The following is a 26,691-nucleotide window of genomic DNA, read 5'->3' on the forward strand; positions in this document are numbered from 1 at the left end:
AGGAGAAAGGAAATCCAACATGAACAGTCAAAGAAATGAAATAGAACAACAGCGTTCAAGGACCGGACAGCTTTTGCTGCTGTTCAGTATTATCCTGCTGGCCTTAAATATGCGGTCGCCGATTACCTCAGTCGGACCGCTCACAACGATGATTCAAAATGACCTGCAGCTATCAAGTGCAGCAGCAGGTGCCCTGACAGCGATTCCTCTGCTCGCTTTTGCTATATTGTCACCGTTTGCGTCAAAATTAGCGCGTGCATTTGGAATGGAGCGGGTGCTGTTCAGTGCCCTGCTGCTATTAACGATGGGCTTGATGCTGCGGCCGGCAGGAAGTGCAGCGGGACTATTTGCGGGCACAATCCTGATTGGACTGGCGATTGCCCTTTGCAACGTGCTGACGCCGGCTGTGGTAAAGCTGAATTTTCCTCACAAAGTCGGCCTTATGACTGGATTTTATGCCATGTCTATGAATTTATCAGGAGCACTTGCATCGGGATTCAGTATTCCCATGGCTGCGTTAAGCTCTTTGGGCTGGCGGACTTCATTAGGATTTTGGATAATACCAGCTTTTGCCGCCATCCTCGTCTGGATCACTCAGTGGCGCTATATTCGAAACCCATTGAAAGCAGGACAGCGTACATATCAAAAAACCTCCCTCAAGGGCTCGATGCTTGCCTGGAAAATCACTGCTTTTATGGGTATTCAATCTCTTCTGTTTTATTCACTCGTGGCCTGGCTGCCGGACATTTTACATGAACAGGGGCTGAGTGTGGAGTCGGCAGGTTGGATGCTGTCTATTATTCAATTTACACAGCTGCCCTTTACATTTATTGTTCCGATTATTGCTGATCGGATGAAAAACCAGCAGCCGCTTGTCATTTTAACTGTTTCCTTTATGGCAGCTGGCTTGAGTGGCATTTTATTTGCCTGGACGGAATGGGTTATTCTTTGGGTCATCATGATTGGAATCGCCGGAGGGTTCGCCTTTAGTCTTGCCATGATGTTTTTTAGTTTACGGACGAAAACTTCATTTGAAGCAGCTGATCTGTCTGGTATGGCCCAATCAGCCGGCTACCTGTTTGCTGCATCGGGGCCGGCCTTGTTCGGCGCGCTTCATGATACATTGAATAGCTGGACGGTGCCTATGCTTCTATTAATAGCGGCTGTTATGGGCCTTTTTATTGCTGGTATGGATGCGGCAAAAGAAGGGTATGTAACGGGGCGGTCTTACAATCGCTCCGCCAAGTAAAAAAGCTGCATCACAGGGAACAGGGTTCCTTTGATGCAGCTTTTTTATTTATAATTCGGCTCGTACAATTCCCATGTATATTTAAGAGAATCGACAATAAAGTCTGCTATTTCTTCCGCAGAACGATGACGAACTGGCAGTGTAGAATGGTGAATGGCGTACGCACTCTTACGTTTGTGAAAAAGCTCTTTAATTTCATCCAGGGTCTTGCTTTGAAGAACAGGACGGGTATCGATCAAAAGATCAAGGCGTTCTTTCCATTCTTCCCAGGCCACATCCAAGTAAAAAACGATGCAATGATCAAGGCATGCTTTTCGGATCTCCGGATTTAAAAAAGCACCGCCGCCGATAGACAGAACTTTCAGTTTTTCCTGGGCAAGAAAGCATGTTTTCTTTTGTTCATATTCACGAAAAAACGGCTCGCCATGCTGAGCGAATATTTGGGGAATCGTCATGCCGAAATCTTTTTCAATTTCCTGATCTACGTCAATAAATGTTCGGTATAGTTTTTTTGCGACCAGTTCACCGATCGTCGTTTTGCCGACACCCATAAAACCGATCAGTACAATGGACTTTTGTCTTGCCGGTATTTGTAAATGGTTCAATCGAAACACTCTTTCCTTTGTTAAATTACTTTTTAGTATAGTACAGCTGTGAAGTGCCGTAAATAAGTTTTGTATTGGCAGGAAACGAAGCATCTGGACGTTTCATGCTATACTAGAAGAAAATGTAAAGGAAGGGTGAGTAATATGAAGCCGGTAGTTGTCGTGTACAAGCCGCTCTACGAAGAAGCACTCCAGTATATCCGTTCTACATGTGAGGTAGAATATTTCCCGGGATATGAACGAAATGATTCTAACTTTCTTGAAGCACTTGGACGTGCAGATGGCTTGATCGGCTCGGGATTAAAAGTCGATGAAGCGCTTTTGCAGCAAGCGCCAAATTTAAAAGTAATCGCCAATAAATCAGTAGGCTACGATAATCTTGACCTTGAACTGTTAAAAAAGCATGGTATACGAGCGACAAACACGCCCGGTGTTTTAGACGATACAGTGGCGGATACGATCATGGCGCTTATGCTGGCAGCAGCCCGCCGGGTAACTGAATTGGATCGATTTGTTAAAGCAGGCAGCTGGTCTGAAAAAGGATTTGATGACGATCAGTTTGGCCTGGATGTTCACCATAAAACACTGGGGATTATTGGAATGGGTGGTATCGGCCGGACGGTTGCCAAACGGGCGCATTTCGGCTTTGATATGAACATTTTATATCATAACCGCTCACGCCAGGAGAAAGCAGAGCGTACATATGGCGCTGTTTATTGTACGATGGATGAACTGCTGGAGCAGTCGGATTTCGTTTGTGTCATGACGCCTTTGACGGAAGAAACAAAAGGAATGATCGATCAAGCAGCGTTTGCTAGGATGAAAAGCACCGCTGTTTTTATTAACGCATCACGCGGCCCGGTCGTCAACGAAGCAGCACTTATTCAAGCTCTTCAATCCAAACAAATATGGGCTGCCGGGCTCGATGTGTTTGAACAGGAACCTGTTCATCCCGATAACCCGCTCCTGCAAATGGAAAATGTCGTTACACTGCCGCATATTGGCTCCGCTACAGAAGAAACACGCCGCAAAATGGCGATGCTCGCCGCTGAAAATGTGGTGGCCGGTGTAACAGGCGAAACATTAAAAACACCGATTTTTTAACATTCTTTGTATCGGCTGAATGAGAAACCATAAATGGAAGGGTGTAGGTGAAATTGGTAAAAGTAACAGTGGTTTTCCCTGAAGGCAGGCATAAAGTGCTGACAATGAGCTATGACGACGGAAAAGAAGCAGATCGACGACTCGTCGCACTGTTTAATCGATATGGCATTAAAGGTTCTTTTCATTTGAATTCAGGGCTGTTTCATACAGCCGGCCGGATTCCGTCACATGAAATTGCTGATTTGTTTCAGGGGCATGAGATTTCCGCTCATACGTATACTCATCCAACCATTGAGCGTTCTCCGAAGGAACAGCTGATCAGTGAAATAATGGAGGATCGGAAGGTGCTTGAACAATTGGCCGGCTGCACGGTCAGAGGTATGTCTTATCCGAATGGATCCTTCAATTCCCGGATTAAATCGATGCTGCCTTTTCTTGGCATTGAATACGCAAGAACCGTCAACAGTACAGGATCTTTTGGCATGCCGGATGATTTTTTGGAGTGGAATCCGACGTGCCACCATAAGCACGATTTAATGCAAAAAGCTGAAACGTTTGCTGGACTTCATAAAACTCAATACTTATATATGATGTATGTTTGGGGCCACAGCTACGAGTTTGACCTTGATCATAACTGGGACATAATAGAAGAGTTTTGTGCGTTCATCTCCGGACGGAAGGATATTTGGTATGCTACAAATATCGAGATTGTCGATTATATGAATGCTTTTCATGCGCTTAAATTTTCCGCCGACAGCAGGTTTGTTTACAATCCCTCGGCACAGTCGGTCTGGCTGAATGTGGATGGGGAAACGGTTGAGGTAAAGGGAGGCAGGCAACTTACTCTCGCCGGACAAAAAAGCACTTCCTGACTGGAGATCAGGAAGTGCTTTTTTACATCTGGCAGCCGAGCTGCTCGGAAATACTCCTCGAGGTCTCGCGCATTTTGCGAATGAGTTCATCGTGAATGCGCTCCATTGTAATACGGTGAACAGGTCCTGATACACTGAAACTGGCCACGATACGGCCGCTGAAGTCACGAATGGGCGCAGCGATGCAGCGAATACCTTCTTCATTCTCAATGTTATCAAGCGCGTAGCCCTGCTGTCTCACCCGTTCGATTTCCTTTTGTAATTCTTCAGGTGAATCAATCGTTTTGGCCGTTCTTTTAACAAAGTCAATGGATGCGGTTGCCTGTTTATAGGCTGCTTCATCCATCCCGGAAAGCAAAATTTTCCCCACACCGGTGCAATACATTGGGTTACGGCTGCCGATTCTTGAATACATACGAATTGTTTGGCTGCTTTCAATTTTATCAATGTAAACTACTTCTGCATTATCTTCCACGCACAGGTGGATTGTTTCGTTAATATCCTCACACAGGGCTTCAAGAAACGGACGAGCAGCGGAAATCAAGCCGTTGTTAGCCGTAATATTCCGGGACAAGTAGAGAACCTGATAGCCAAGCCGATATTTTTCCGTTTTCGAGTCCTGCGTTACATATTTCATGTGCAGAAGTGTGCTGAGCAAGCGGTGAATCGTGCTTTTGGATAAGCCGGATTTTTCCGCAAGCCGGCTGATTTGAATGCCATCCGGATAGTCTGACATGATATTTAAAAGCGTCAATGCGCGTTCGAGTGACTGGACATTGGACATAAAAGTGTCCTCCTTCAAAGAGCTGTTCTATTTATCATAGGGAATCAAGGTTTTTTTGTAAATAGTTGTTGTTTTCTTTCTTTTTTCAGAATATTGCTTGCAAAACATGAAAACGCCTTTATAATAAAATTATAAATAATGAAACAAAGTTCCATGATACGGAACAAAAATCAAAAGGAGTGTTCATTAAATGAAAACATTGTATGCCCACCATCCAGATGATGTAAAAAACTATACGACTGATAAACTGCGTGATCAGTTTTTAATGGAAAAGGTCTTTGTAGAGAACAGCATTCAATTAACATACAGCCATGTAGACCGGATTATTTATGGCGGTGCAATGCCAGTAGAGAAAGCGCTAACAATGGAAGCCGGAAAGGAATTGGCGGCAGAATATTTTTTAGAGCGCCGTGAAATGGGTGTCATCAATGTCGGCGGTGACGGGAAAGTAACACTGGATGGCAAGGAATACGAGATCAACAGCCGGGACGGTCTTTATATCGGCAAAGGAACAAAAGATATTGTGTTTGAATCAAAAAATGCTGAAAAACCAGCAAAGTTTTACATTAATTCATGCCCGGCTCACCATTCTTATCCAACCGTAAAAGTTGGGATCGATAACGCCATCGCTCGACCAATGGGTGCAGATGAATCGATGAATAAACGGACCATTTACCAGTTTATTCATCCAGATGTATTGGAATCATGCCAGCTGAGCATGGGGATGACGATGCTGGAAAAAGGAAGCGGCTGGAACACGATGCCGTGCCATACACATGAACGCCGCATGGAAGTGTATTTCTACTTTGATATGGAAGAAGACACACGCGTGTTTCATATGATGGGGCAGCCGCAGGAAACTCGCCACATTTTAATGGCCAACGAGCAGGCGGTACTGTCACCAAGCTGGTCCATTCACGCAGGTGCCGGCACAAATAACTATACATTTATTTGGGGTATGTGCGGCGAGAACATTGATTTTGATGATATGCAGTTTGTCGATATGAAGGATTTACGCTAAGGGGGCGGACCAAATGGCATTTCAACAGGCGTTCTTTTCGTTAAAAGGAAAAACGGCTCTCGTCACAGGGGCCAGAACAGGAATTGGGCAGGCTATTTCTGTTGGTCTTGCTGCTTCCGGGGCACATGTTTTATTACTCGGGCACCGAGACAATTTAGATGAAACAAAAGCGAAGATTGCCGAAGTAGAAGGAACGTGTGAAACGGTATTAATTGATTTAAGCCAGACAAGTAGTATTCGGGAGCAGATCAAGCCGGTGCTCGAAAAGCACCAGATTGATATTTTAGTCAACAACGCCGGTGTCATTTATCGCGAGCCGGCCGCCGAGTTTAGTGAATTAGAGTGGAACCGCGTGATGGATGTGAATATTAACTCCGTATTTATTTTGTCACAGGAAGCAGGCCGTGCGATGGTTGAGCGGGGCTCTGGAAAAATCATTAACATTGCGTCACTTCTTTCCTTTCAGGGCGGTGTGTTTGTTCCGGCTTACACGGCCAGCAAGCATGCGGTAGCCGGCTTAACGAAAGCGCTTGCGAATGAATGGGCAGCGAAGGGCGTGCAGGTAAATGCGATTGCGCCGGGCTATATTGAAACAAACAATACTGAAGCACTGCGTAACGATCCGGACCGGAGTAAATCGATTTTAGACCGTATTCCTGCAGGAAGATGGGGAGAAGCAGATGACATTGCGGGAGCAGCTGTGTTTCTTGCTTCGAAAGCAGCCGATTATGTGAACGGTCACGTGCTCGTTGTTGATGGCGGATGGATGGGAAGATAAGGAGGCGAAAAGAATGGATGTGGTAACAATCGGCGACGGCATGATTACATTTGATCCTGCTTCGAAAGGGCCGCTTCGCTTCGTTGGTCAATTTCAGCGGAAAATTGGCGGTGCTGAACTGAATGTGATGCTTGGCTGTGCACGTCTTGGTCTCCGCTCTGGCTGGATCAGCCGTCTTGGTAAGGACGAGTTTGGCCGTCATATTTTAAACACCGTTCGCGGAGAAGGAGTCGATATTTCTGAAGTGAAGCTCGAAGAAGGATATGCCACTTCCCTGAATTTTAAAGAAGTTCAGGAGTCAGGTGCAGGCCGGACCTTTTATTACCGGCTTCCTTCACCTACTGAAACGCTGACACCTGAAAAATTGCCAGAGGCGTACATTAAGGAAGCTCGCATTCTTCATGTGACAGGTGTATTTCCGGCTATTCAGCCCCAAAATCGCCAGGTCATTCTTCGAGCGCTTCAAATTGCAAAAGAAAATGGCGTAAAGGTATCTTTTGATCCGAATATACGCCTCCGTCTTTGGTCAAAAGAAGAAGCCCGAGAAACGATCCTGTCTTATCTGCCGTATGTTGATTATTTATTAACGGGCCGGGAAGAGCTTGAAATTATCTTTGATTCAACAGACGATGGTTTTCTGCGTCATGCGCTTGGTGGATTTTCATTCGAGCAGGTGATTATGAAAGATGGAGACAAAGGAGCGGCTGTGCTTCAAAACGGTTTATGGAAGCACGTGGCGGGCTTTCCGGTAGCGAAGGTTGTAGACACAGTTGGCGCCGGGGATGGATTCGACGCCGGTTTTCTATACGGGCTGCTGCAGCAGTGGCCAGTCGAGCAATCATTAGAATTTGCCAACGCGATCGGTGCTATGGTTGTGCAGGTAAATGGTGACAACGAAGGACTTCCATATTTAGAAGAGGTAGAAGGATTTTTAGGTCAGCGTGAAACGATAGAAAGGTAGGGGAACTATGGTTATAGAGCAATTGACAGCAGCACCGATTGTGCCTATTTTGAGAAAGGTGCCGTACGAAAAAAGCGCTTCTATTGTACAGGCTCTTATTGATGGAGGGGTTACTTCTATTGAAGTGACAATGGAAAGCGATCGGGCCGAGGAAATTATTGCAGAATCTATTCAGTCACATGGCAGCAAGGTGCTGGTCGGAGCTGGCACGGTTCTAAATGTCAATGACTGCCGCCGGGCGATTGAAGCAGGAGCCCAGTTTATTGTGACGCCAGCGCTGGATGAGGAAGTCACTGCTTATGCAGTCGAGCAGAACATACCGATTATTCCAGGTGTGTTCACGCCTGCTGAGATGATGCGCGCTATGAAGCTTGGGGCAGAAGCGATTAAATTGTTCCCGGCATCTGTTCTTGGTCCCGCGTTTATCAAAGATGTAAAAGGACCGCTCGGCCACATTCCGATTATGACGACCGGCGGTATTACACTCGAAACAGCGGCTGACTATATCAAAGCAGGAGCTGCAGCTGTCGGAACGGGCAGTGCTCTGCTGAAAGGAGACTTGATTGCCGCGAGTGACTGGGAAGGTTTAAAGAAAGAAACAGAAAAATGGCTTCAAGCTGTAACGAGCCAGAAGGTGATGGGCTAAAAAAGCCGGATGGCCAGAGTACGAAAAAACAGGCCGGAATGTTTGCCTGGCGACCCAAGCATTTGTGATGGAGGTCGCCAGGTTACCCATTCTGGCTCATTTTCATTTTTATAGTCTATAGAGGAACAGGAGGAAGCAAAGATGAAATTAGGTCTTCGGGGACACGATTTAGAAAAAATGCCGGCAGAGGAGCTGGCCCGGACGATTTCCCAAAAAGGATTTAATGCGGTACAGCTGGCGGTAGGAAAATCTTTTGACTTTTATACGGGGCCTGGCAGCTTAACGAAGGACATTTCCCGGGAAATCGGCGAGACATTTCTTCGGCATGATGTGCAAATTGCAGTACTCGGCTGTTATATCCAGATGATCCATCCAGACCTTGAGATACGCCGGCGTGAACTGGATCGTTTCAAGGAGCATCTTGCTGCTGCCAAAGACTTTGGCTGCCTGCTGGTTGGGACGGAAACAGGAAATGTTCATGCAGAAATTGCTTATACAACGGATAACTTCGAGGAAGAACCATTTTTAGCGGTTGTGGAAAGCATGAAAGAATTAGCAGCAGAAGCGGAAGTGCAGGATGCGGTGATTGGAGTAGAAGCCGGTGTAAATCATCCGATCTACTCGCCAGAAACGATGAAGCGGCTGCTTGACCTTGTTGATTCAGATCATGTGCGTGTTATTTTTGATCCGGTAAATTTCCTGACGGCTGAAACATGGGAAAATCAAGCTGCTATATTTGAAAAGGCGTTTGAGCTGTTCGGAGACAAAATTGCTGTGCTGCATGCCAAGGATGTAGAGCTTACAGATGGTTCGCTTCAGGCGGTTCCGGTAGGAAAAGGCTTGATTGATTACGAAACAGTTTTCCGGCTGATCCGGGAAACCGGACGGGTGATACCGGTGCTGCTTGAGGATGTGCGTGAACCGTTTATTGAAGAAAGCCGCCAATTTTTAGCAGCACAAAATCACTGATTTTTAAACAAACTCCCCGGAAAAGTTCTATCGAAATTTTTTCCAATTTCGATAAACTGAATAAAAAGGGGATGATATAATGGTACAAATGATGACCAATGGTGTGTACCGGTTTTGCGAGTGGATTACCCGCCTGGCTTACTTAAACATTTTATGGATAGCGTTTTCACTGGCGGGCCTGCTCGTTTTTGGTTTTTTCCCGGCCACAGCAGCCCTGTTTTCCGTTACACGTAAATGGACGATGGGAGAAACGGACACACCTGTTTTTCGGACATTTTGGACTGCTTATAAGGAAACATTCTGGCGGTCCAACCGGCTGGGACTGATCATTACACTGCCGGCTGTTTTATTCGGAGCCAATTTTATGATTTTTGAGCAGTACGGGGCACCGCTTCCGTTTATGCCATTTCTTTTAACAAGCTTTTTTTTGTTGTATAGCGTAGTTGCATTATTTGTTTTTCCGGTGTATGTTCACTATAACGTCCCGCTCAAACAAACGGTTAAGTATTCGCTTTTTATCGGGCTCTTACGCCCTGTTCACACAGTGATGATGATCGCGAGTCTGGTCGGAATGGTATATGTTATTATGCAGCATATTACGTTTGTTCTGTTCTTTAGTGGAAGCGCTTTCGGATTCGTACTGATGTGGTTTGCGATGAAGGCGTTTCACACGGTGGCTGAAAAGCAGAAAGAAACTTCTCTGCAGCAAACGTAAAGAGTGCGCCGGAGGAGGATACATGTTCTTGAAGCAGTTATGGGAACAGCTTGTTATCGCATTTGAAAATTTAAAAATCAAGTATAAGTTTATTTTGTTTGTTTCAGCCATTATGTGTGTATTTTTACTTTTTACGATTGCCGGTCTTCAGTACGCATTTACAACGTACGATCAACAAATTTACCGGAAGTCCTCTCAGGTACTGAGTATGTCATCTGACAGTGTGGAAAATGAACTGCAGCGTATTCAGGATATTTCATTTGAAATTGTCACCGATCCTTCCCTTATTCAGCAGACAGCCCTTACAAAGAAAGAAACAAATCGTTATGAGCAATACGGCATTCAAACAGCGATCAGCAACCGGCTCAGCGACTATATCAGCTCTGAAAAGTACATTCATTCTATTTACCTGATTGATGCAAATGGAAAAATGTATTCAGCGGGAAATTCACTGGCGCCGGCATCTGAAGAAGAAAAAGCTATGCTGATCGAGCGAGCAGAGCAGGCACATGGTTCAAACGTATGGATAACAGCTGATGGCAAAAACCGCTTCCTGACCGCTGTCCGGCAAATCCGCTCCTATGAAAACTTGAGCATGGAAAACCTTGGAACCATTGTGATTCGTGCTGACCTGGAAAAGATTGTCTCGTCTCTGCCTGAAGAGTGGGAAGATACACAAAGCAATACGATGATTTCAAATGGCAGCCATGTGTTTTTTTCTGAAGAAGATATTCGTCCATTCCGCTCATTTGATTTTTCAAAGCAGACAGAGCAAGGCTACACGGTCAAGGAACTTAATGGAAGCCGTTACTTTGTAACATACGTAAAAACGTCGTTTGCAAATTGGACATACTGGCATTTCATTCCTTTTGATGCTGTGTTTTCAAATATTACAAAAGTAAAGTATTCAATCATAGCCGCATTTGTCGTTTTACTGCTGGCTGTCATTATGGCCGTGGTTCATTTTACGCGAAAGATTACCACGCCGATTGAAGAGCTGGTCCGAACGATGCATCACATACAGAAAGGGGATTTTGCAATCGCGGAAACGCTGCCGCCGCCTCCACGACATCAGGACGAGATCGGGATGCTGCACCGCGATTTTACATTTATGGTTCAGCGCATTAATGAGCTCATCAAAGAAAACTATGAAAAACAGCTGCTCGTAAAAGAAACGGAATTTAAAGCGCTGCAAGCACAGATCAATCCGCACTTTTTGTATAACACACTTGAATCAGTCAACTGGCTGGCGAAAGCAAACAAACAGACGCAAATTTCTAAAATGGTAGAGTCCCTTGCCTATTTGCTGCGGAACTCCGTTAATGTAAAAGAAGACATCGTCACCATTCAGCAGGAAGTAGATTTAGTCAGCCATTACGTAACCATTCAAAAATACCGCTTTGAAGACCGACTTGATTTTCACATCGACGTGGAACCGGCTGTGTTTGATTGCCGTATTCCAAAATTAACGATTCAGCCGTTAATTGAAAATGCGATTCACTATGCGCTTGAGAAAATGATCCATCCGTGTACGATTACCATTAAAGCATACAAGAAACAAGATGCTGTTTTTGTAACAGTGGAAGACAATGGGCCTGGAATGGATGCGCAATTTTTGCAAAAGCTGTACAAAGGAGAAGTAAAAACACGCGGGACAGGCATTGGACTGAAAAATATTGATGAGCGGACTAAGCTGTTTTTTGGGGAGAAGTACGGGGTTTCAATCCACAGCATACCGGAAAGCGGCACGGCTGTGACGGTTTTTTTACCTTACAAAACGGGAGATGAAAATCATGTACAAAGTGTTGCTGGCGGATGATGAGCGCATCATTTTGGAAGGGATTTCAAATGTCATTGACTGGCAGTCAATCGATACAGAGCTGGTTGCCACAGCACGAAACGGGGTAGAAGCTTATGAAAAAATTGCCGAGTATCGTCCGCATATTGTGATCAGCGATATTAAAATGCCAGGCATGGACGGGCTTGAGCTTGCCGGGAAAGTACAAACTGATTTTCCAGATATTCAATTTATCATTTTATCAGGATTCAGTGAATTTGAGTATGCACGCTGTGCGATGCAGCACGGGGTTAAAAACTATTTGCTAAAGCCCTGTAATGAAGCGGACATTATCGAAACGGTTACAGGTGCGGTAAAGAACATTAAACAGCGTGAGCAGCAGCGGCAACAGCTGTCGGACGTGCAGTCGAAGCAGGTTATGGAAGAAAAACGGCAGCCGTGCAAAGCATATTCGCCGGTTATTAATGAAGTAGTGGATATTATTTATACCCATTTTGGTGATAAACATTTGTCTTTAAAGTGGGTGGCAGGCCAAATGCTGTATATGAATGCAGACTATCTTGGAAAGCTGTTTAAGCAGGAAACGAATGAGCGCTTTTCCGTTTATTTAACCAAAGTCCGTATTGAAGAAGCGATGAAGCAAATTGGACAGATGGATGATGTAAGAGTAGCTGATCTGGCGGAGCGAACTGGCTTCGGTGATAATCCGCAATACTTCAGTCAGGTATTTAAAAAGTATACAGGTGTTACGCCGACAGAATACCGAAAAGCCATTTAAACAGCTCCATCCTGACCCTGGTCAGGGTATTTTTTTTGACATTTTGTCCATCACTGTTTTTTAAACATTGTTGTCGGGTTTTTCCATTTAAATTATTTTAAAAATCCATAAAATAAGGATTGTAAGCACTTTCAAAAAAGAAGCGAAAGCGGGGGATTGGGATGAAGAAAGCAGTATTATCGCTAAGCAGCCTTATGCTAGCTGCAGGACTTGCCGGATGCGGTAACGACAGCAGCAGCGGGTCGAGCAGTGAAACAAAAGAAGGCGGTTCAGGCGAAGAAATTACACTTCGAGTTGCATGGTGGGGCGGCCAGCCGCGACATGATTATACAATGAAAGTCATTGAAATGTATGAAAAGGAGCATCCAAATGTAAACATTGAAGCAGAGTTTGCTAACTGGGATGACTACTGGAAAAAGCTAGCGCCGATGGCAGCAGCCAATCAGCTTCCTGATATTATTCAAATGGATACAGCTTACTTATCGCAATATGGTGAAAAAGGGCAATTGGAAGATTTAACACCGTATACGAAAGATGGAACGATCAATGTAGATAATATTGATGAAACGACACTTGCAGGCGGCAATATTGATGACAAAATGTATGGATTCAACCTTGGTTCAAATGTGCTATCCGTTATTACAAACGATGACATGCTCAAGGAAGCGGGCGTTGAACTGAACGATGAAAATTGGACATGGGATGATTTTGAAAAAATGGCCATTGATGTACAAAAAGCAACTGGCAAATACGGAACAAACCCTATGAATCCACCGGATGTATTTTTCCCGTACTACCTTCGCACACAGGGCGAGCGCTTCTATAAAGAAGACGGTACAGGCCTTGCGTACAAAGATGACCAGTTATTCGTTGATTTCTTCGAGCGTCAAGTTCGTTTAATTAAAGCGAAAGCGTTCCCAACGCCAGATGTTTCTGCTCAGGTTAAAGGGCTTGAAGATGACTTTATCGTAAAAAGCGAAGCAGCGATGACATGGAACTACTCAAACCAGTATCTTGGCTTTGCACAGCTGACAGACGCGCCATTAACGCTTAACCTGCCGCCGGAGCAAGCAGAAAACAAAGCGCTGTTCCTGCGTCCAAGCATGTTCTTCTCTGTACCAAAAAGCTCTCAGCACAAAGAAGAAGCAGCGAAGTTTATTGATTTCTTTACGAACAATGTAGAAGCAAACAAATTAATCAAAGGTGACCGCGGTGTACCGGTTTCATCTGAAATCATCGAAGCCCTAAAGCCTGAGCTGACAGAAGATGAATTGAAAATCTTTGAATATGTTGAAAGCGCATCCGAAACAGCCAGCCCTGCTGATCCGCCAGATCCACTTGGCAGTGCCGAAGTAATGAAAGCGCTAAAAGATATTTCTGACCAAATCCTATTTGAAAAAATCTCTGCTGAGGAAGGCGCGAAAAAATTCCGTGAGCAGGCAGATGAAATTTTAAGCAGAAACAGCTAATACCATACGAAACATTCAGTTTGTTTGGACGGCTGGGTTTTGTCGAGATGTGGCTGCATTTTCGCCTGAAATGGCTGAATAAAAAAGTGAATGGCTGGATAACAACTGGTAAATGGATAAACCAGCCCTTCCTCAGTTCAATTCAGCTGTGATCAATGAAAATCCAGACACAAGCAGCACAAATCCAGCCGTCTTATCATGAAAAACACGAAACCGAATGGCGCTTTTCTTTAAAAATACGAAAGGACGTGACCCCAATGAAACTACGCCCGGCAGGAGATAATCTCGCAGGCTATGCGTTTATCTCTCCATTCATTATTGGATTTCTTGCCTTCACTATTATTCCAATGGTTATTTCGCTTTACTTGTCTTTCACAAGCTATGACTTGTTTACAACACCTCAGTGGGTTGGGCTTGCCAACTACATTGAAATGTTTACTGGAGATGAAAAATACTGGACCACAATTAAAGTAACCTTCACCTATGTGCTGGCCGGGGTGCCGCTTCGCTTAACATTTGCTCTTATTGTCGCGATGCTGTTAAACCGTGCTTCCCGTATGGTAGGCATATACCGGACACTGTTTTACCTGCCGTCCATCATTGGCGGAAGTGTTGCGGTAGCGATTATGTGGCGCAACATTTTCGGGAATGAAGGGACGATTAATCAAATTCTATTTTTTATGGGGATTGACCAAAAAATCTACTGGTATCAGGACCCGACTTCCGCTCTTTGGACTTTAATCATGCTGTCTGTATGGCAATTCGGTTCTTCTATGCTGATTTTCCTGGCTGGCTTGAAAAACATTTCACCTGAATACTATGAAGCTGCAAGCGTAGACGGTGCTAATCCATTCCAGAAATTTTTTAAAATTACATTGCCGCTCCTCAGCCCAATCATTTTCTTTAACCTTGTGATGCAAACGATTTCCGCGTTTATGACCTTTACACCGGCTTATATTATTTCTAAAGGAGAAGGCGGCCCGCTTGATGGGACACTTCTGTACTCGCTTTACCTGTTCCAAAAGGCATTTAACTTCTTCCAGATGGGCTATGCCTCTGCCATGGCATGGGTCATGCTGTTGATCGTCGGACTTTTAACACTGATTTTATTTAAAACATCCAAGTACTGGGTGCACTACGAATCGAAGGAGGGGTAACGAATGAAAGCAGTCCACGAATCACCGCAGGCGGAGCCCCGCCAGCTTCAAATGCAAAAACCAAAATTCAACTGGAAAAAATGGCTGTATCATCTTGTCACAGGCGCATTTGCCCTGTTAATGCTTTATCCCATTCTCTGGCTGTTAATGAGTTCATTTAAAGAAAGCTCACAAGTGTTTGTTACTGCTCACTCTCTCATTCCAGATCCATTTATTTTAAGCAACTATGTGCAGGGGTGGGAAGGCATCGCCGGCCAGTCATTTGGCACCTTTATTAAAAACTCACTGATTATTGTTGGATTTTCCACAATCGGCGCTGTTATTTCTTCTTCACTGATCGCTTATGGATTTGCCCGCATCTCTTTTAAAGGGAAAGCGTTCTGGTTTGGCTGCATGATGGTATCAATGATGCTTCCACACGAAGTTGTTATGATTCCGCAATACATTATTTTTGCGAAAATCGGCTGGTTAAACTCGTTTCTGCCCATTATCGTGCCACAGTTTTTCGGCCATGCGTTTTTCATTTTCTTGATGGTTCAGTTTATCCGTAACATTCCCATTGAGCTTGATGAAGCAGCGCGAATTGACGGCTGCGGCCGATTCGGTATTTTCTACAAAGTAATTTTGCCGCTTATCGTGCCAGCGATGGCTACAGCTGCGATCTTCTCGTTCTACTGGAAATGGGAAGACTTGATCAACCCGGTTCTATACTTAAACAGTCCTGAAAAGTACCCGGTTTCACTTGCCTTAAAACTGTTCCTTGATTCGGAAACAGCCTCTAACTGGGGTGCCATGTTTGCCATGTCAGTTGTTTCACTTCTGCCGGTTATCTTGATTTTCTTCTTGTTCCAGAAATATATCGTGGAAGGAATCAGTACAAGCGGATTGAAGTAAGAAAAGTAAAAGGCGCTCTAAACCTCTGGAAGGACCGGGCTTATGAGCGCGGACTGATGGTGCCTGGAACTGGATGTCATTTGTAATAGGTAATTTCTTATCTTGGAAAGGAGCGGCTCCATGGGAAAAAGAATGCGTGTGTTTATTGCCGGTGATTCTACCGCTGCAAACTGCCCGCCTCATGAAGCACCTATGATGGGCTGGGGGCAGGTGGCTGCCGAGTGCTTCACCGATAAAGTGGACATTATCAATGCTGCCCGAGGCGGCCGAAGCTCAAACAGCTTTATTGAAGAAGGCCTGCTTGACGGTATATGGGAAAGCATTTCGCCGGGTGATTATTTGTTTATTCAGTTCGGCCACAACGATCAAAAAGATTTTGGCACAAAGCCGTGGACTACGTACCCTCATTATTTGAGCCAGTACATTGATGGAGCGAGGGAACGGGGAGCACTGCCCGTTCTTCTTACTTCGGTTCAGCGCCGCACATTTGGGGAAGACGGCGCAATCGAAAATTCACTTGGTGATTACCCGGCGTCTATGAGAGAGCTGGCAGATAAAAAAGACGTGCCGCTTATTGATATGTGGGCCAAAACCAAAGAGCTGTATGAATCCTATGGACCTGAGCGTTCTATCGAATTATTTACCTGGTTTGCCCCGGGAGAAAACAGCAACTACCCGGATGGCATCCAGGATAATACCCACTTTTGTGAAACGGGCGCTCGCCGGGTTGCTGCACTTGTCACAGAAGGCATTGAGGAATTGAATCTGCCGCTTAAGGCGTATATAAAGGAGACCATTCGCAATGGCTGACAAGCTTTATCATGGCGCTTGTTTTTATCCGGAGCTATGGGATGAAAAAACAATTGCCGAAGATATAAAGAAAATGAAACAAACCGGCATTAATGTTGTGCGGATCGGTGAATTTGCCTGGTCAAAAATGGAGCCGGAGGAAGGAAGCATCGACCTTCGCTTTTTTGTAAATATCATTCATCGTCTATATGAAAACGGTATTGATACAGTTTTGTGCACACCGACTCCAACACCGCCGATCTGGTTTTCACACGGGCACCCGGAAAGAATGCACGTGGATCAGGCTGGCCGAACGATGCATCATGGATCAAGACAGCATGCCTGCACAAACAACGCGTACTTCCGTGAAAAAGCCGCCATGATTACAGAAGCACTGGCCAAGGCAGCAGGCCGGCTGCCCGGTGTGATTGCCTGGCAGCTCGATAACGAATTCAAATGCCATATTGCGGAGTGCATGTGCGCTTCATGCAAGAACCAATGGCATCAATGGCTGCAAGCAAGATACGGCACAATTGAGCAATTAAATGAAGAATGGGGCACCCATATTTGGAGTGAATATTACCATTCTTTCGATCAAATTCCCCAGCCGGCTGCAACACCTTTTCTTCATCATTCCTCACTGCAGACGATGTACCGGCTGTTTGAATCAGAAAAAATCGCCGAGTTTGCGGATGAGCAGGCATCTATTATCCGCCGATATTCCGAAGCGCCGATTACACACAACAGTACGCTCTTTTTTTCGCTTGATAATGAACGGCTGTTTGAAGGGCTTGATTTCGCTTCTTTTGATACGTATGCCACGCAGGAAAAAATGGAGTCTTACTTATTAAATTGCGATGTATGGCGGGGTTTAAAGAAAAACAAGCCATACTGGGTGGTGGAAACGAGCACCTCGTATGCTGCGTCACTTGAAAGCTATGCAAACCCGCATCCAAACGGTTATCTGAGATCAGAAGCTGTTGCCGCTTATGCGCTTGGAGGAGAAGGCTTTTGCTACTGGCTCTGGCGCCAGCAGCGCACCGGCTCCGAACTGCCGCACAGCGCTGTGATCAGTGCGTGGGGGGAGCCAACTGTCGGCTATGAAAATGTACTTCAGGTGGAAGAAGCGCGAAAAAAGATAGAGCCCATCATGATTGCAACAAAACCCGTTCAAGCGGATATAGCGATTACCTACTCAGACCGAGCTCGCATGTTTCATTTGACCGAGCCGCATAACGGCATACATTACAAAGACTTAATGACTGACTTATACAAGGTTGTGCTGCAGGAAGGGTTCCACCGTGATGTTTTGCCTGAAGGAGGCGATTTGAGCGGTTACAAGCTGCTGTTTACGCCGCTTCTGCCATACGTATCGGATGATTATTTGGAGCAGGCAAAAAGCTTTGTAGAAGACGGAGGCATTTGGATTGCCGGACCGATGACAGGCGGACGGACGAAGGATCACACGATTCATACGGACAGGGCGCTTGGCAGGCTGGAAGAATGGGCCGGCGTTAAAACTCTTTTTACCTTCCCGATGGACGAGAAAACAACAGCTGGAGAAGCATTTGGGCTGGAAGCACCGCTCGGACTGTGGAGTGCTGTGTTTGAACCGGCCGGTGCAAGTCCTGTAGGAAAGGTCACAAAAGGAGTTACGCCGAACAAAGCGTTTTTAACGGAGCACAGCGTTGGCAAAGGAAAAATTGTGATGCTAGGCGCCATGCCGTCTGGAGCAGCAGGAAAAGAATTGATCGCAGAGATCTTTCGCCATTACACAGAAGAAGCCGGCGTAGAAGTAAAAATGGATGTAACGCCGGGCACGATTGTAGCACCGCGCAAAACCGAGGATGGACATTCCGTCTGGATCATCGTAAATATGGACGGCCATGGAGGCACTGTAACGGTACCAGCTGATGGAGAGGATATACTGGAAGCAACGACGATCGGAGCCGGAAAACTCACGATACAGCCATATGAATATAAGATCATTCAATTTAAAAAAGAAGGTGCTTTTGAATGAAGCGTAAAGTGGAAAATGTGAAGATTGCTTATATTGGCGGCGGCTCTCAGGGCTGGGCAAAACGGCTGATGAATGATCTTGCACTTGAGCCAAGAATGAGCGGAACGGTATCGCTGTATGATATTTATCCCGAAGCCGCCCGGCAAAATGCAATCATTGGAAACAGCGTATCGGCACGGAAAGAAGCAGTAGGAAAGTGGGCATACGAAGCAACGGGCGATATAAAGGAAGCGCTGACAGATGCTGATTTTGTTATTATTTCGATTTTGCCGGGATCGTTCGATGAAATGGCGTCTGATGTTCACACGCCTGAAAAATATGGTATTTATCAATCAGTCGGTGATACAGTCGGGCCAGGCGGAATCATTCGCAGCCTGCGGACGATTCCGATTTACAAGGAAATTGCCAAAAATATAAAAGCGTACGCACCGGATGCATGGGTCATTAACTATACAAACCCGATGACGCTTTGCACACGCACACTGTATGAAATCTTTCCCGAAGTGAAAGCGTTTGGCTGCTGTCATGAGGTATTCGAAGTACAGCATCTCCTGGCCGATATGGTGAAAGAAATCACCGGTACAAAAGTGGAACAGCGTCAGGATATAAAGGTCAATGTAATGGGCATTAATCATTTTACGTGGATCGACCGGGCAAGCTATGAAAACACAGACCTGCTGCCAATGTACAAGGAGTTTGTCGAGAAGCATGCCGAATCAGGCTATGAAAAAAACCCGGGAGACTGGGAGAAAAGCGTTTTTTCATCTGCAAACCGGGTGAAGTTTGACCTGTTTCGCCGGTACGGACTCATTGCCGCAGCAGGTGACCGTCATTTAGCGGAATTTATGCCGCCGGTTTATCTGGAAAGCCCGGAAACGGTGGCGGAATGGAAGTTTCATTTAACGCCGGTTGATTTCCGGAAAAAAGACCAGAGAAGCAAAATAGAGCAAAATCAAAAAGTGGCTGCCGGCGAAGCAGATTTTGAACTCGCACCATCTGGAGAAGAAGGAGTAGCCATCATCGCCGCGCTTCTTGGACTGGAAGAGCTGGTGACAAACGTAAACATGCCAAACCGGGGCCAGATTGACAATCTGCCGCATGGTGCCGTTGTAGAAACAAACGCGGTTTTGCGCCGTGACAGTGTACAGCCGGTATTAGCCGGTAGCCTGCCCGCGGATTTGTTGGGAATCATCGGCCGACACGCCGCTAACCAGGAAACAGTTTTACAAGCAGCTTTGACAGAAAACAGAGCCCTTGCTTTTAACGCATTTGTAAACGATCCACTTGTAGCGCCAATTGGATTTGAGAAGGCAGAAGCGCTGTTTGAAGAAATGATCGAAAACACAAAATCACATGTTGGGGGAGGTTTTGCTCGTGATCGCAACGCGTATGCATCGTCATGATATTGAACAAACCATTGATTTACTGATTGATAATCTTGTGAACTTAAATGATCCGGACGGAAAGTATGCCATTCCACTTGCAGACGGCCGGAAAATCGATAATAAAAGCTTCAATTACTGGGAATGGACAGCGGGTGTCGGCCTGTACGGCATGATGAAGTACTACAAGCTGACGAAAAAGCAGGACGTGCTTGATATCATTGTGAAATGGTTTGAAGACCAGTTTAAAGAACATCCCGTCGAGAAAAACGTCAATACGATGGTACAGCTGTTAACGATGGCTTACTTGTACGAAGAAACAGGCAACCCAACGTATTTGCCGTACCTGGAATCATGGGGAGACTGGCTGTATCACGATATGCCGCGCACAAAAGACGGCGGCATTCAGCACGTCGTATTCGGATCGGAAAACAATCAGCAGCTTTGGGACGATACACTGATGATGAGTGTGCTGCCGCTGACGAAAATCGGTCTGCTGTTAAATAAGCCTGAGTATGTGGAAGAAGCGAAGAAGCAATTCCTTGTTCATATTAAGTATTTATTTGATAAAAAAACTGGCCTTTGGTTCCACGGGTGGACGTTTGATGGCAATCATAACTTTGCAGAAGCGCTGTGGGGACGCGGCAACTCCTGGATTACCATTGCCATTCCCGAATTTTTAGATTTGATCGAACTGCCGGCAGGCGACCCAGTCCGCCAGGTGCTGATTGATACACTCCAACGTCAGCTTGAAGCACTGCAGGCATGTCAGAATGAAAACGGACTCTGGCATACCCTGCTTGATGATCCTTCTTCCTACGTAGAAGCCTCCTGTACAGCAGGCTTTGGCTTCGGTACGCTGAAAGCCATTCGCAAGCGCTATGTTGGAAAAGAGTATAAAGAAATGGGCTTGAAAGCGGTAGAAGCAGTTATTGAAAACATTGATGAAACCGGCGAATTAAAGCATGTATCTGCCGGAACAGCAATGGGCGAAACACTTGATTTTTACAAGCAGATACCTGTGACAGCGATGCCATACGGCCAGTCGATGGCGATCCTGTGCTTAGTAGAATACTTATATGTAAAGTTGTAAAAAGGGGTGCACCACGCACCCCTTTTTTTGCTGGCCCAAAATAAGCTTCCCTGGGCCGGAATCGTTATATTTGGGCCGGATTTCAAGGCTGTTCGGCCGGATTTTCTTTTATTCGGCCCGGAGAAGAACAGTTACCGGCCATTTACACGTGCGCAGGAATGCCGCTCGATTAGGACAGAGCTCATCGTACGGGTAAGCTGTTCGGTTGACCCTGCTTCCAGCTGGTCGAAAAGAAGAGAGGTCATTTGCTCGGCAATTGCCTGGATGGGAACCCCAACACTGGTCAGCGGCACCTCGAGCGTAGCCATCTGCGGAATATTATCGTAGCCGATAATTGACATATCTTTCGGAATCACAAGACTCGTTTCGCGGAGCGCTCGTACAATACCTGCGCTTATATCATAGCTGGCCCCAATAACAGCAGAAGGAAGAGTAGAAGACCGGAGCATCCTTTTTGTCGCTTGATAGCCGTCATACCATTCAAGCCCCGCCGAATTAATAAACGACTGCTTATGAATTGGTAGGTTAAAGTGCTGCATCGCTCGCTCGAACCCCCGGTACTTTTCCTGCTGCCGCAAATTAATAGGAGAAAAATCACCGATAAATGAAATATCCCGGTGGCCAAGCTCTTTTAAATAAGCGACCGCCTGAAACATGGCCTCCTGATAGTGAAGATCAACAAAGGAAAAAGAGTTGTGCGGACCTGCTCCGTATGAAACAACAGGAAATGGAGCCGTCACCGCAGGAGAAAGGTTGTTTTCTTCATCAAAGATAAGCACACCGTCTACATGAAATCGCTTAAAAAGGTCCAGTGAGGATTGAACAGGGTTGACTGATAAAATCATAGAAAATTCTCTTTTTTGAATCTCCGTATTCAACTCTGTAACAAGTGTAGAATGAGTAGCACGGTCTAATGTCGGCCAGATTAAGCCAATTGTTTTGGATTGCTTTGTCACGAGCTGCTTTGCCGCAAAATTAGGCTCGTACCCCATTTCGCGTGCCACTTGATGAATTTTTTCTTTCGTTTTCGGCTGAACGAGCGGGCTGTCGTTCAATGCTTTCGAAACAGTCGAATAGCTTACGCCGGCTGCTTTCGCAATATCTTTTATTGTAATGGCCATATCGATCACCTGAATTGTTTTTCTTCATGTTACTCTAAAAAAACGTTGTTATCAATAAAGGATTGCAAGAAATAAAGCAATGAAGTATTATAATAACAACGTTGTTATTACGAAAAGGGAGATGGGAAAAGTGAAACCATTTATGGATGATCAATTTTTATTGACGAATAAGACAGCGGTTACATTGTACGAGCAGTATGCAAAAGACATGCCGATTATTGATTATCATTGCCATTTAAGCCCGAAAGAAATTTATGAAAACAAGCAGTTTGCTAATATTACGGAAGCGTGGCTTTATGGCGACCACTATAAATGGCGCTTAATGCGGGCAAATGGAGTGGAAGAGTCACATATTACAGGGGACGCGGATGATTATGATAAGTTTCTTGCCTGGGCAAGAACGGTTCCAATGACGATTGGCAATCCGCTTTATAACTGGACGCATCTTGAGCTTCAGCGGTTCTTTGGCATCCATGATTTATTGGATGAAAAAAGTGCACCTTCTATTTGGGAACGGGTCAATAAACAGCTTACAAGCGGGCGTATGGGCGCACGTGACTTAATTCGAAATTCTAATGTAAGAGTTGTCTGTACAACAGATGATCCAGCTGATTCACTCGAATACCATCAAAAAATTCTCCAGGAAGGGGACTTCGATGTAAAGGTTGTACCGGGATTCCGTCCAGATAAAGGGCTTGAGCTTAACCGTGACAGCTTCGCAGGCTGGATAGGAACCCTTTCAAAAGCAGCAGAAATGACGATAAACAGCTATGACACGTTTTTAAATGCACTGGAAGCACGAATCGACTTTTTTCATGAAACAGGCGGCCGCGTATCAGATCATGCGCTTGACCAGGTGATGTTTGCCGAAGGGAGTCGTGAAGAGGCTGCCGCTATTTTTGAAAAAGCTTTACATGGTGAAAAGGTATCTGTCGAAGAAGAAGCCCGGTACAAAACGCATTTGCTGACGTTTCTTGGCGAGCAGTACGCAAAGCGCGGCTGGGTCATGCAGTACCATATGCACGCCCACCGTAATAACAATAAGCGTATGTTTGAGCGTCTCGGCCCCGATACAGGCTATGACAGCATGAACGATGAGCCGCTTGCAAAACCGCTTGTCGGGCTGCTGGGTGCTCTTGAGAAAACGGGAAGCCTGCCAAAAACAGTCCTGTATTCTTTAAATCCAAAAGACAATTATACAATCGCAAGTGTGACAGGAAGCTTTCAAGGCGGCGGTGTTCCGGGCAAAATTCAGTTTGGAACAGCCTGGTGGTTTAACGATCAGAAGGACGGAATGCTTGACCAAATGAAAGCGCTGGCCAATCTCGGCTTGTTCAGCCAGTTTATTGGTATGCTGACGGATTCACGCAGCTTCTTGTCCTATACACGTCACGAATACTTCCGCCGTCTTGTCTGTGATTTAATCGGCACATGGGTCGAGCAGGGCGAAGTGCCACAGGATCTGGACCTTCTTGGGGGAATCGTGAAAGGGATCTGCTTTGAAAATGCAGCTGCTTATTTTGACTTCGGCTTACATGAAAAAGGAGGCGGGATTCTTGCAGCGTCTAACCAAAACAGTGCACAATAAAACTGAATATCCGGAACGGGTGCTTCAATTTGGCACCGGTAACTTTTTGAGAGCGTTTACTGACTGGATGATTCACCGCATGAATAAGGAAACGGATTTTAATGGCAGTGTGGTGGTGGTTCAGTCGACGAAGCGCGGCGCTGCCGAGGTGATCAATGAGCAGGATGGGCTGTACAGTCTTTTCCTGCAGGGGATGCTTGATGGAAGGGCCGTGCGGCGGCATGAAGTAATTGAATCGATCAGCCGGGCATTGAACGTACACGATCAATATGACGAGTACCTGGCGCTGGCGACGAGCCCGGACTTGCGGTTTGTTGTGTCCAACACGACCGAAGCGGGCATTGCGTTTGACGAGAAAGATCAGCTGGAGAGCCGTCCACAAAGCAGTTTTCCAGGTAAATTAACAGCGTTGTTATGGAAGCGTTTCACACATTTTAATGGCGATCCTTCAAAAGGACTTGTGGTCATTCCGTGTGAGCTGATCGATCAAAATGGCACGACATTAAAAAATATCGTTCTGCGCTACGCGAAAGCATGGCAGCTCGGTGAAATTTTCGCAGAGTGGATTGATAACGCCAACACATTTTGCAACAGCTTAGTAGACCGGATTGTGCCGGGTTATCCAAAAGATGAGAAAGAAGAGCTGGAAAGGGAGCTTGGCTGTGAAGATCAGCTAATGACTGTCGGTGAGCATTACCATTTGTGGGCAATTGAAGGACCGGAATGGCTGCGTGAAGAGTTTCCGGCTCATAGGGCTGGATTGAACGTGAAGGTGATAGATGACCTGGCGCCATACCGATTGAGCAAAGTGTACATCTTAAACGGCGCACACACGGCCTTGACACCGATTGCCCTGCTTTCAGGAATTGAAACAGTCAAAGAAACGGTTACAAGAGGTGAAACAAAAGCGTTTGTTGAAGAGCTGATTTTCCAGGAAATTATTCCGGCGGCAGGGCTCCCAAAAGAAGAAACAATTGCTTTTGCCAATCAAGTATTAAGCCGGTTTGCGAATCCATTTGTTCATCATTATGTAAAAAGTATTGCTCTGAACGCCATGCCGAAATTTAAAACGAGAAATGTACCCCTCCTGATCAAGCATACAGAGGCGTTTGGTGAAGTGCCCGAGCGGATCGCACTGGCGCTTGCGGCCTGGATTCACGTTTATAAAACGAGTGAAACGGACGAAGCGCCTATCGTAGCCCTTTTCCGTGGTCAATGGGATGCATGTGACGGTACAGACGAGGGGATTTATCAGCTGGTCGAGAACGTTCTTGCTTATGAAGCTCTCTGGGAGCAGGATTTAAATCAAATTCCTCGTTTGACAGAAACAGTGGCCCGCTTAACAGTGGGCATTGAGAGAGAGGGAATGATGGAAACATTACAGAAAGCAGGTGCCAGCTATGAAAGACACGCTGATCATCAACGAACGTGACAATGTGGCTGTAGCACTGCGGGATTTGTCCAAAGGAACCCGTATTGAATCAGGCGTTGAACTAGGAGAGAACGCAGGGAGAGGCCACAAAATTGCGCTATATGATATTGACGAAAATAACAACGTTGTTAAGTATGGTTTTCCGATTGGGCATGCCACAATGCCGATTAAAAAGGGGAGCGTTGTTCATACACATAATGTAAAAACAAATCTACATGATATTCAGACGTATACCTTTACACAGAAACTGAACGAAAATCCATTTAAACAGTCCAAATGCACTTTTAAAGGGTATAAGCGAAGCAATGGAAACGTCGGTATTCGTAACGAGCTCTGGATTGTGCCAACAGTCGGCTGTGTAAATGGTGTTGCAGATTTGATCATTGAAGAGTTCAAGCGGGAACGCGGCGGAGACATTGCCCCTTTTGAAAATGTGCTTGTGCTAAAGCATAATTACGGCTGCTCGCAGCTTGGCGATGACCATAACCAAACAAAACAAATATTAGCCGATGCGATTGTGCATCCTAATGCAGGCGGTGTGCTTGTACTGGGGCTTGGCTGTGAAAACAACAACATTCACGAGCTTCGTGACTCGCTCGGTCATTACGATGAAAGCCGTGTTCAGTTTTTGCTTTCACAGGACGTGGAAAATGAAATTGAAGCCGGGGTAAAATGTCTGCATGCGATTTGGGAAGCAGCAAAACTTGATCAGCGGGAGGATGTACCGCTTTCCGAACTGAAAATCGGGCTAAAGTGTGGAGGATCAGACGGGTTTTCAGGCATCACTGCTAACCCGCTGCTTGGAAGGCTTTCAGATTTTATTACGGCGCAGGGCGGCACTACCGTTTTAACAGAAGTGCCGGAAATGTTTGGGGCTGAAACGATTTTGATGGAGCGGGCTGAAAACGAGGAAGTATTTGAAAAAATTGTTCGGCTGATCAACGAGTTTAAGCAGTATTTTATGGATCATAATCAGCCGGTCTATGAAAATCCATCACCGGGCAACAAGGATGGCGGGATTACCACACTTGAAGACAAATCGCTCGGCTGCACGCAAAAAGCCGGAACGTCTACGATTGTTGATGTTCTTCCTTACGGGGGACGTCTGCAAAAGCAGGGACTAAATTTATTGAGCGCTCCTGGAAATGATTTGGTCGCTTCTTCCGCTTTAGCTGCGGCCGGCTGTCAAATGGTGCTGTTTACAACAGGGCGCGGCACGCCATTTGGCTCGTTTGTACCGACGGTTAAAATCGCTACAAATACACCGCTTTATGAAAAAAAACGCCATTGGATTGATTACAATGCCGGGACGCTTATTGAAGATATTTCTGAAGATTTAGTGCTTGAGGATTTTATTCAATATATTATCCGTGTAGCCAGTGGTGAGTGGGTTAATAATGAAAAAAATAATTTCCGGGAGCTCGCGATCTTTAAAACAGGCGTAACACTTTAAAAGCAGCCTTTAC

General features: G+C 45.7%; 24 protein-coding genes. 21 read left to right on the top strand and 3 right to left on the bottom strand.

What is annotated here, in order from left to right:
- The first annotated feature begins 19 nt into the window (after positions 1 to 19).
- Positions 20 to 1,249, top strand: a complete 1,230-nt coding sequence (locus VP97_RS03545; RefSeq protein WP_050180444.1) for a CynX/NimT family MFS transporter — start codon at positions 20 to 22, stop codon at positions 1,247 to 1,249.
- Positions 1,250 to 1,293: 44 nt separating this feature from the next.
- Here the strand turns inward: VP97_RS03545 and VP97_RS03550 are convergent, their stop codons facing one another.
- Entirely contained in the window at positions 1,294 to 1,800 is a 507-nt protein-coding gene (locus VP97_RS03550) for a shikimate kinase (protein WP_050180445.1), read from the bottom strand.
- 198 nt (positions 1,801 to 1,998) lie between these two features.
- Between VP97_RS03550 and VP97_RS03555 the strand changes: the two genes are divergently transcribed.
- Both VP97_RS03555 and VP97_RS03560 read left to right on the top strand, forming a co-directional pair.
- Positions 1,999 to 2,958, top strand: coding sequence for a 2-hydroxyacid dehydrogenase (locus tag VP97_RS03555; protein ID WP_050180306.1), 960 nt, complete (start codon positions 1,999 to 2,001; stop codon positions 2,956 to 2,958).
- A 53-nt stretch (positions 2,959 to 3,011) separates the two neighbouring features.
- Positions 3,012 to 3,830, top strand: a complete 819-nt coding sequence (locus tag VP97_RS03560; RefSeq protein ID WP_050180446.1) for a polysaccharide deacetylase family protein — start codon at positions 3,012 to 3,014, stop codon at positions 3,828 to 3,830.
- A gap of 22 nt (positions 3,831 to 3,852) precedes the next feature.
- Here the strand turns inward: VP97_RS03560 and VP97_RS03565 are convergent, their stop codons facing one another.
- The gene (locus VP97_RS03565; RefSeq protein WP_050180307.1) at positions 3,853 to 4,614 is read right to left on the bottom strand and encodes an IclR family transcriptional regulator; all 762 of its coding nucleotides are present in this window, start codon (positions 4,612 to 4,614) and stop codon (positions 3,853 to 3,855) included.
- Between the two features lie 190 nt (positions 4,615 to 4,804).
- Here VP97_RS03565 and kduI point away from each other — a divergent pair, with 190 nt between their 5' ends.
- The 15 genes from kduI (at position 4,805) to bglB (ending at position 21,084) form a co-directional block, all read left to right on the top strand.
- The gene (kduI, locus tag VP97_RS03570) at positions 4,805 to 5,635 is read left to right on the top strand and encodes a 5-dehydro-4-deoxy-D-glucuronate isomerase (protein ID WP_050180308.1); all 831 of its coding nucleotides are present in this window, start codon (positions 4,805 to 4,807) and stop codon (positions 5,633 to 5,635) included.
- A 13-nt stretch (positions 5,636 to 5,648) separates the two neighbouring features.
- Positions 5,649 to 6,413: a 2-dehydro-3-deoxy-D-gluconate 5-dehydrogenase KduD gene (kduD, locus tag VP97_RS03575; protein WP_050180310.1), complete on the top strand. Its 765-nt coding sequence runs from the start codon at positions 5,649 to 5,651 to the stop codon at positions 6,411 to 6,413.
- Between the two features lie 13 nt (positions 6,414 to 6,426).
- The gene (locus tag VP97_RS03580; protein ID WP_050180311.1) at positions 6,427 to 7,374 is read left to right on the top strand and encodes a sugar kinase; all 948 of its coding nucleotides are present in this window, start codon (positions 6,427 to 6,429) and stop codon (positions 7,372 to 7,374) included.
- A 7-nt stretch (positions 7,375 to 7,381) separates the two neighbouring features.
- Positions 7,382 to 8,020, top strand: coding sequence for a bifunctional 4-hydroxy-2-oxoglutarate aldolase/2-dehydro-3-deoxy-phosphogluconate aldolase (locus tag VP97_RS03585; protein ID WP_050180312.1), 639 nt, complete (start codon positions 7,382 to 7,384; stop codon positions 8,018 to 8,020).
- Positions 8,021 to 8,161: 141 nt separating this feature from the next.
- Positions 8,162 to 8,989: a sugar phosphate isomerase/epimerase family protein gene (locus VP97_RS03590; RefSeq protein WP_050180313.1), complete on the top strand. Its 828-nt coding sequence runs from the start codon at positions 8,162 to 8,164 to the stop codon at positions 8,987 to 8,989.
- A 79-nt stretch (positions 8,990 to 9,068) separates the two neighbouring features.
- Complete coding sequence (locus VP97_RS03595; protein WP_050180314.1) at positions 9,069 to 9,704, top strand: YesL family protein; 636 nt, start codon at positions 9,069 to 9,071, stop codon at positions 9,702 to 9,704.
- A 28-nt stretch (positions 9,705 to 9,732) separates the two neighbouring features.
- Entirely contained in the window at positions 9,733 to 11,523 is a 1,791-nt protein-coding gene (locus VP97_RS03600) for a cache domain-containing sensor histidine kinase (protein WP_245629825.1), read from the top strand.
- Entirely contained in the window at positions 11,498 to 12,280 is a 783-nt protein-coding gene (locus VP97_RS03605) for a response regulator transcription factor (protein WP_050180316.1), read from the top strand. The genes VP97_RS03600 and VP97_RS03605 overlap by 26 nt, the downstream gene beginning before the upstream one ends.
- Before the next feature lie 161 nt (positions 12,281 to 12,441).
- Positions 12,442 to 13,749: an ABC transporter substrate-binding protein gene (locus VP97_RS03610; protein ID WP_050180317.1), complete on the top strand. Its 1,308-nt coding sequence runs from the start codon at positions 12,442 to 12,444 to the stop codon at positions 13,747 to 13,749.
- Between the two features lie 257 nt (positions 13,750 to 14,006).
- Entirely contained in the window at positions 14,007 to 14,906 is a 900-nt protein-coding gene (locus tag VP97_RS03615; protein ID WP_050180447.1) for a carbohydrate ABC transporter permease, read from the top strand.
- Between the two features lie 51 nt (positions 14,907 to 14,957).
- Positions 14,958 to 15,800 (top strand): carbohydrate ABC transporter permease, encoded by an 843-nt coding sequence (locus tag VP97_RS03620; RefSeq protein ID WP_245629831.1) that lies wholly within the window; start codon positions 14,958 to 14,960, stop codon positions 15,798 to 15,800.
- Between the two features lie 120 nt (positions 15,801 to 15,920).
- Complete coding sequence (locus VP97_RS03625; RefSeq protein ID WP_050180320.1) at positions 15,921 to 16,610, top strand: rhamnogalacturonan acetylesterase; 690 nt, start codon at positions 15,921 to 15,923, stop codon at positions 16,608 to 16,610.
- Entirely contained in the window at positions 16,603 to 18,609 is a 2,007-nt protein-coding gene (locus VP97_RS03630) for a beta-galactosidase (RefSeq protein WP_050180321.1), read from the top strand. The genes VP97_RS03625 and VP97_RS03630 overlap by 8 nt, the downstream gene beginning before the upstream one ends.
- Positions 18,606 to 20,012 carry a family 4 glycosyl hydrolase gene (locus VP97_RS03635; RefSeq protein WP_050180322.1) on the top strand — a complete coding sequence of 469 codons (1,407 nt, stop codon included), beginning with the start codon at positions 18,606 to 18,608 and terminating at the stop codon, positions 20,010 to 20,012. The genes VP97_RS03630 and VP97_RS03635 overlap by 4 nt, the downstream gene beginning before the upstream one ends.
- A complete protein-coding gene (gene bglB / locus VP97_RS03640; RefSeq protein ID WP_245629826.1) occupies positions 19,984 to 21,084 on the top strand; it encodes a beta-galactosidase BglB in 1,101 nt (366 codons plus the stop codon). The genes VP97_RS03635 and bglB overlap by 29 nt, the downstream gene beginning before the upstream one ends.
- A 131-nt stretch (positions 21,085 to 21,215) precedes the next feature.
- Here the strand turns inward: bglB and VP97_RS03645 are convergent, their stop codons facing one another.
- On the bottom strand, positions 21,216 to 22,205 hold the full coding sequence (locus VP97_RS03645; RefSeq protein ID WP_050180323.1) for a LacI family DNA-binding transcriptional regulator: 990 nt from the start codon (positions 22,203 to 22,205) through the stop codon (positions 21,216 to 21,218).
- A 142-nt stretch (positions 22,206 to 22,347) separates the two neighbouring features.
- Here VP97_RS03645 and uxaC point away from each other — a divergent pair, with 142 nt between their 5' ends.
- Genes uxaC through VP97_RS03660 form a run of 3 tightly spaced genes read left to right on the top strand, consistent with a single transcriptional unit; the run spans position 22,348 to position 26,678 of the window.
- Positions 22,348 to 23,793, top strand: coding sequence for a glucuronate isomerase (gene uxaC, locus VP97_RS03650; RefSeq protein WP_172656734.1), 1,446 nt, complete (start codon positions 22,348 to 22,350; stop codon positions 23,791 to 23,793).
- Positions 23,762 to 25,225: a tagaturonate reductase gene (locus VP97_RS03655; protein WP_245629827.1), complete on the top strand. Its 1,464-nt coding sequence runs from the start codon at positions 23,762 to 23,764 to the stop codon at positions 25,223 to 25,225. The genes uxaC and VP97_RS03655 overlap by 32 nt, the downstream gene beginning before the upstream one ends.
- The gene (locus VP97_RS03660) at positions 25,194 to 26,678 is read left to right on the top strand and encodes a UxaA family hydrolase (protein ID WP_050180325.1); all 1,485 of its coding nucleotides are present in this window, start codon (positions 25,194 to 25,196) and stop codon (positions 26,676 to 26,678) included. The genes VP97_RS03655 and VP97_RS03660 overlap by 32 nt, the downstream gene beginning before the upstream one ends.
- Positions 26,679 to 26,691 lie beyond the last annotated feature (13 nt).

The organism is Domibacillus robiginosus (assembly GCF_000966195.1).
Lineage (GTDB): Bacteria > Bacillota > Bacilli > Bacillales > Domibacillaceae > Domibacillus > Domibacillus robiginosus.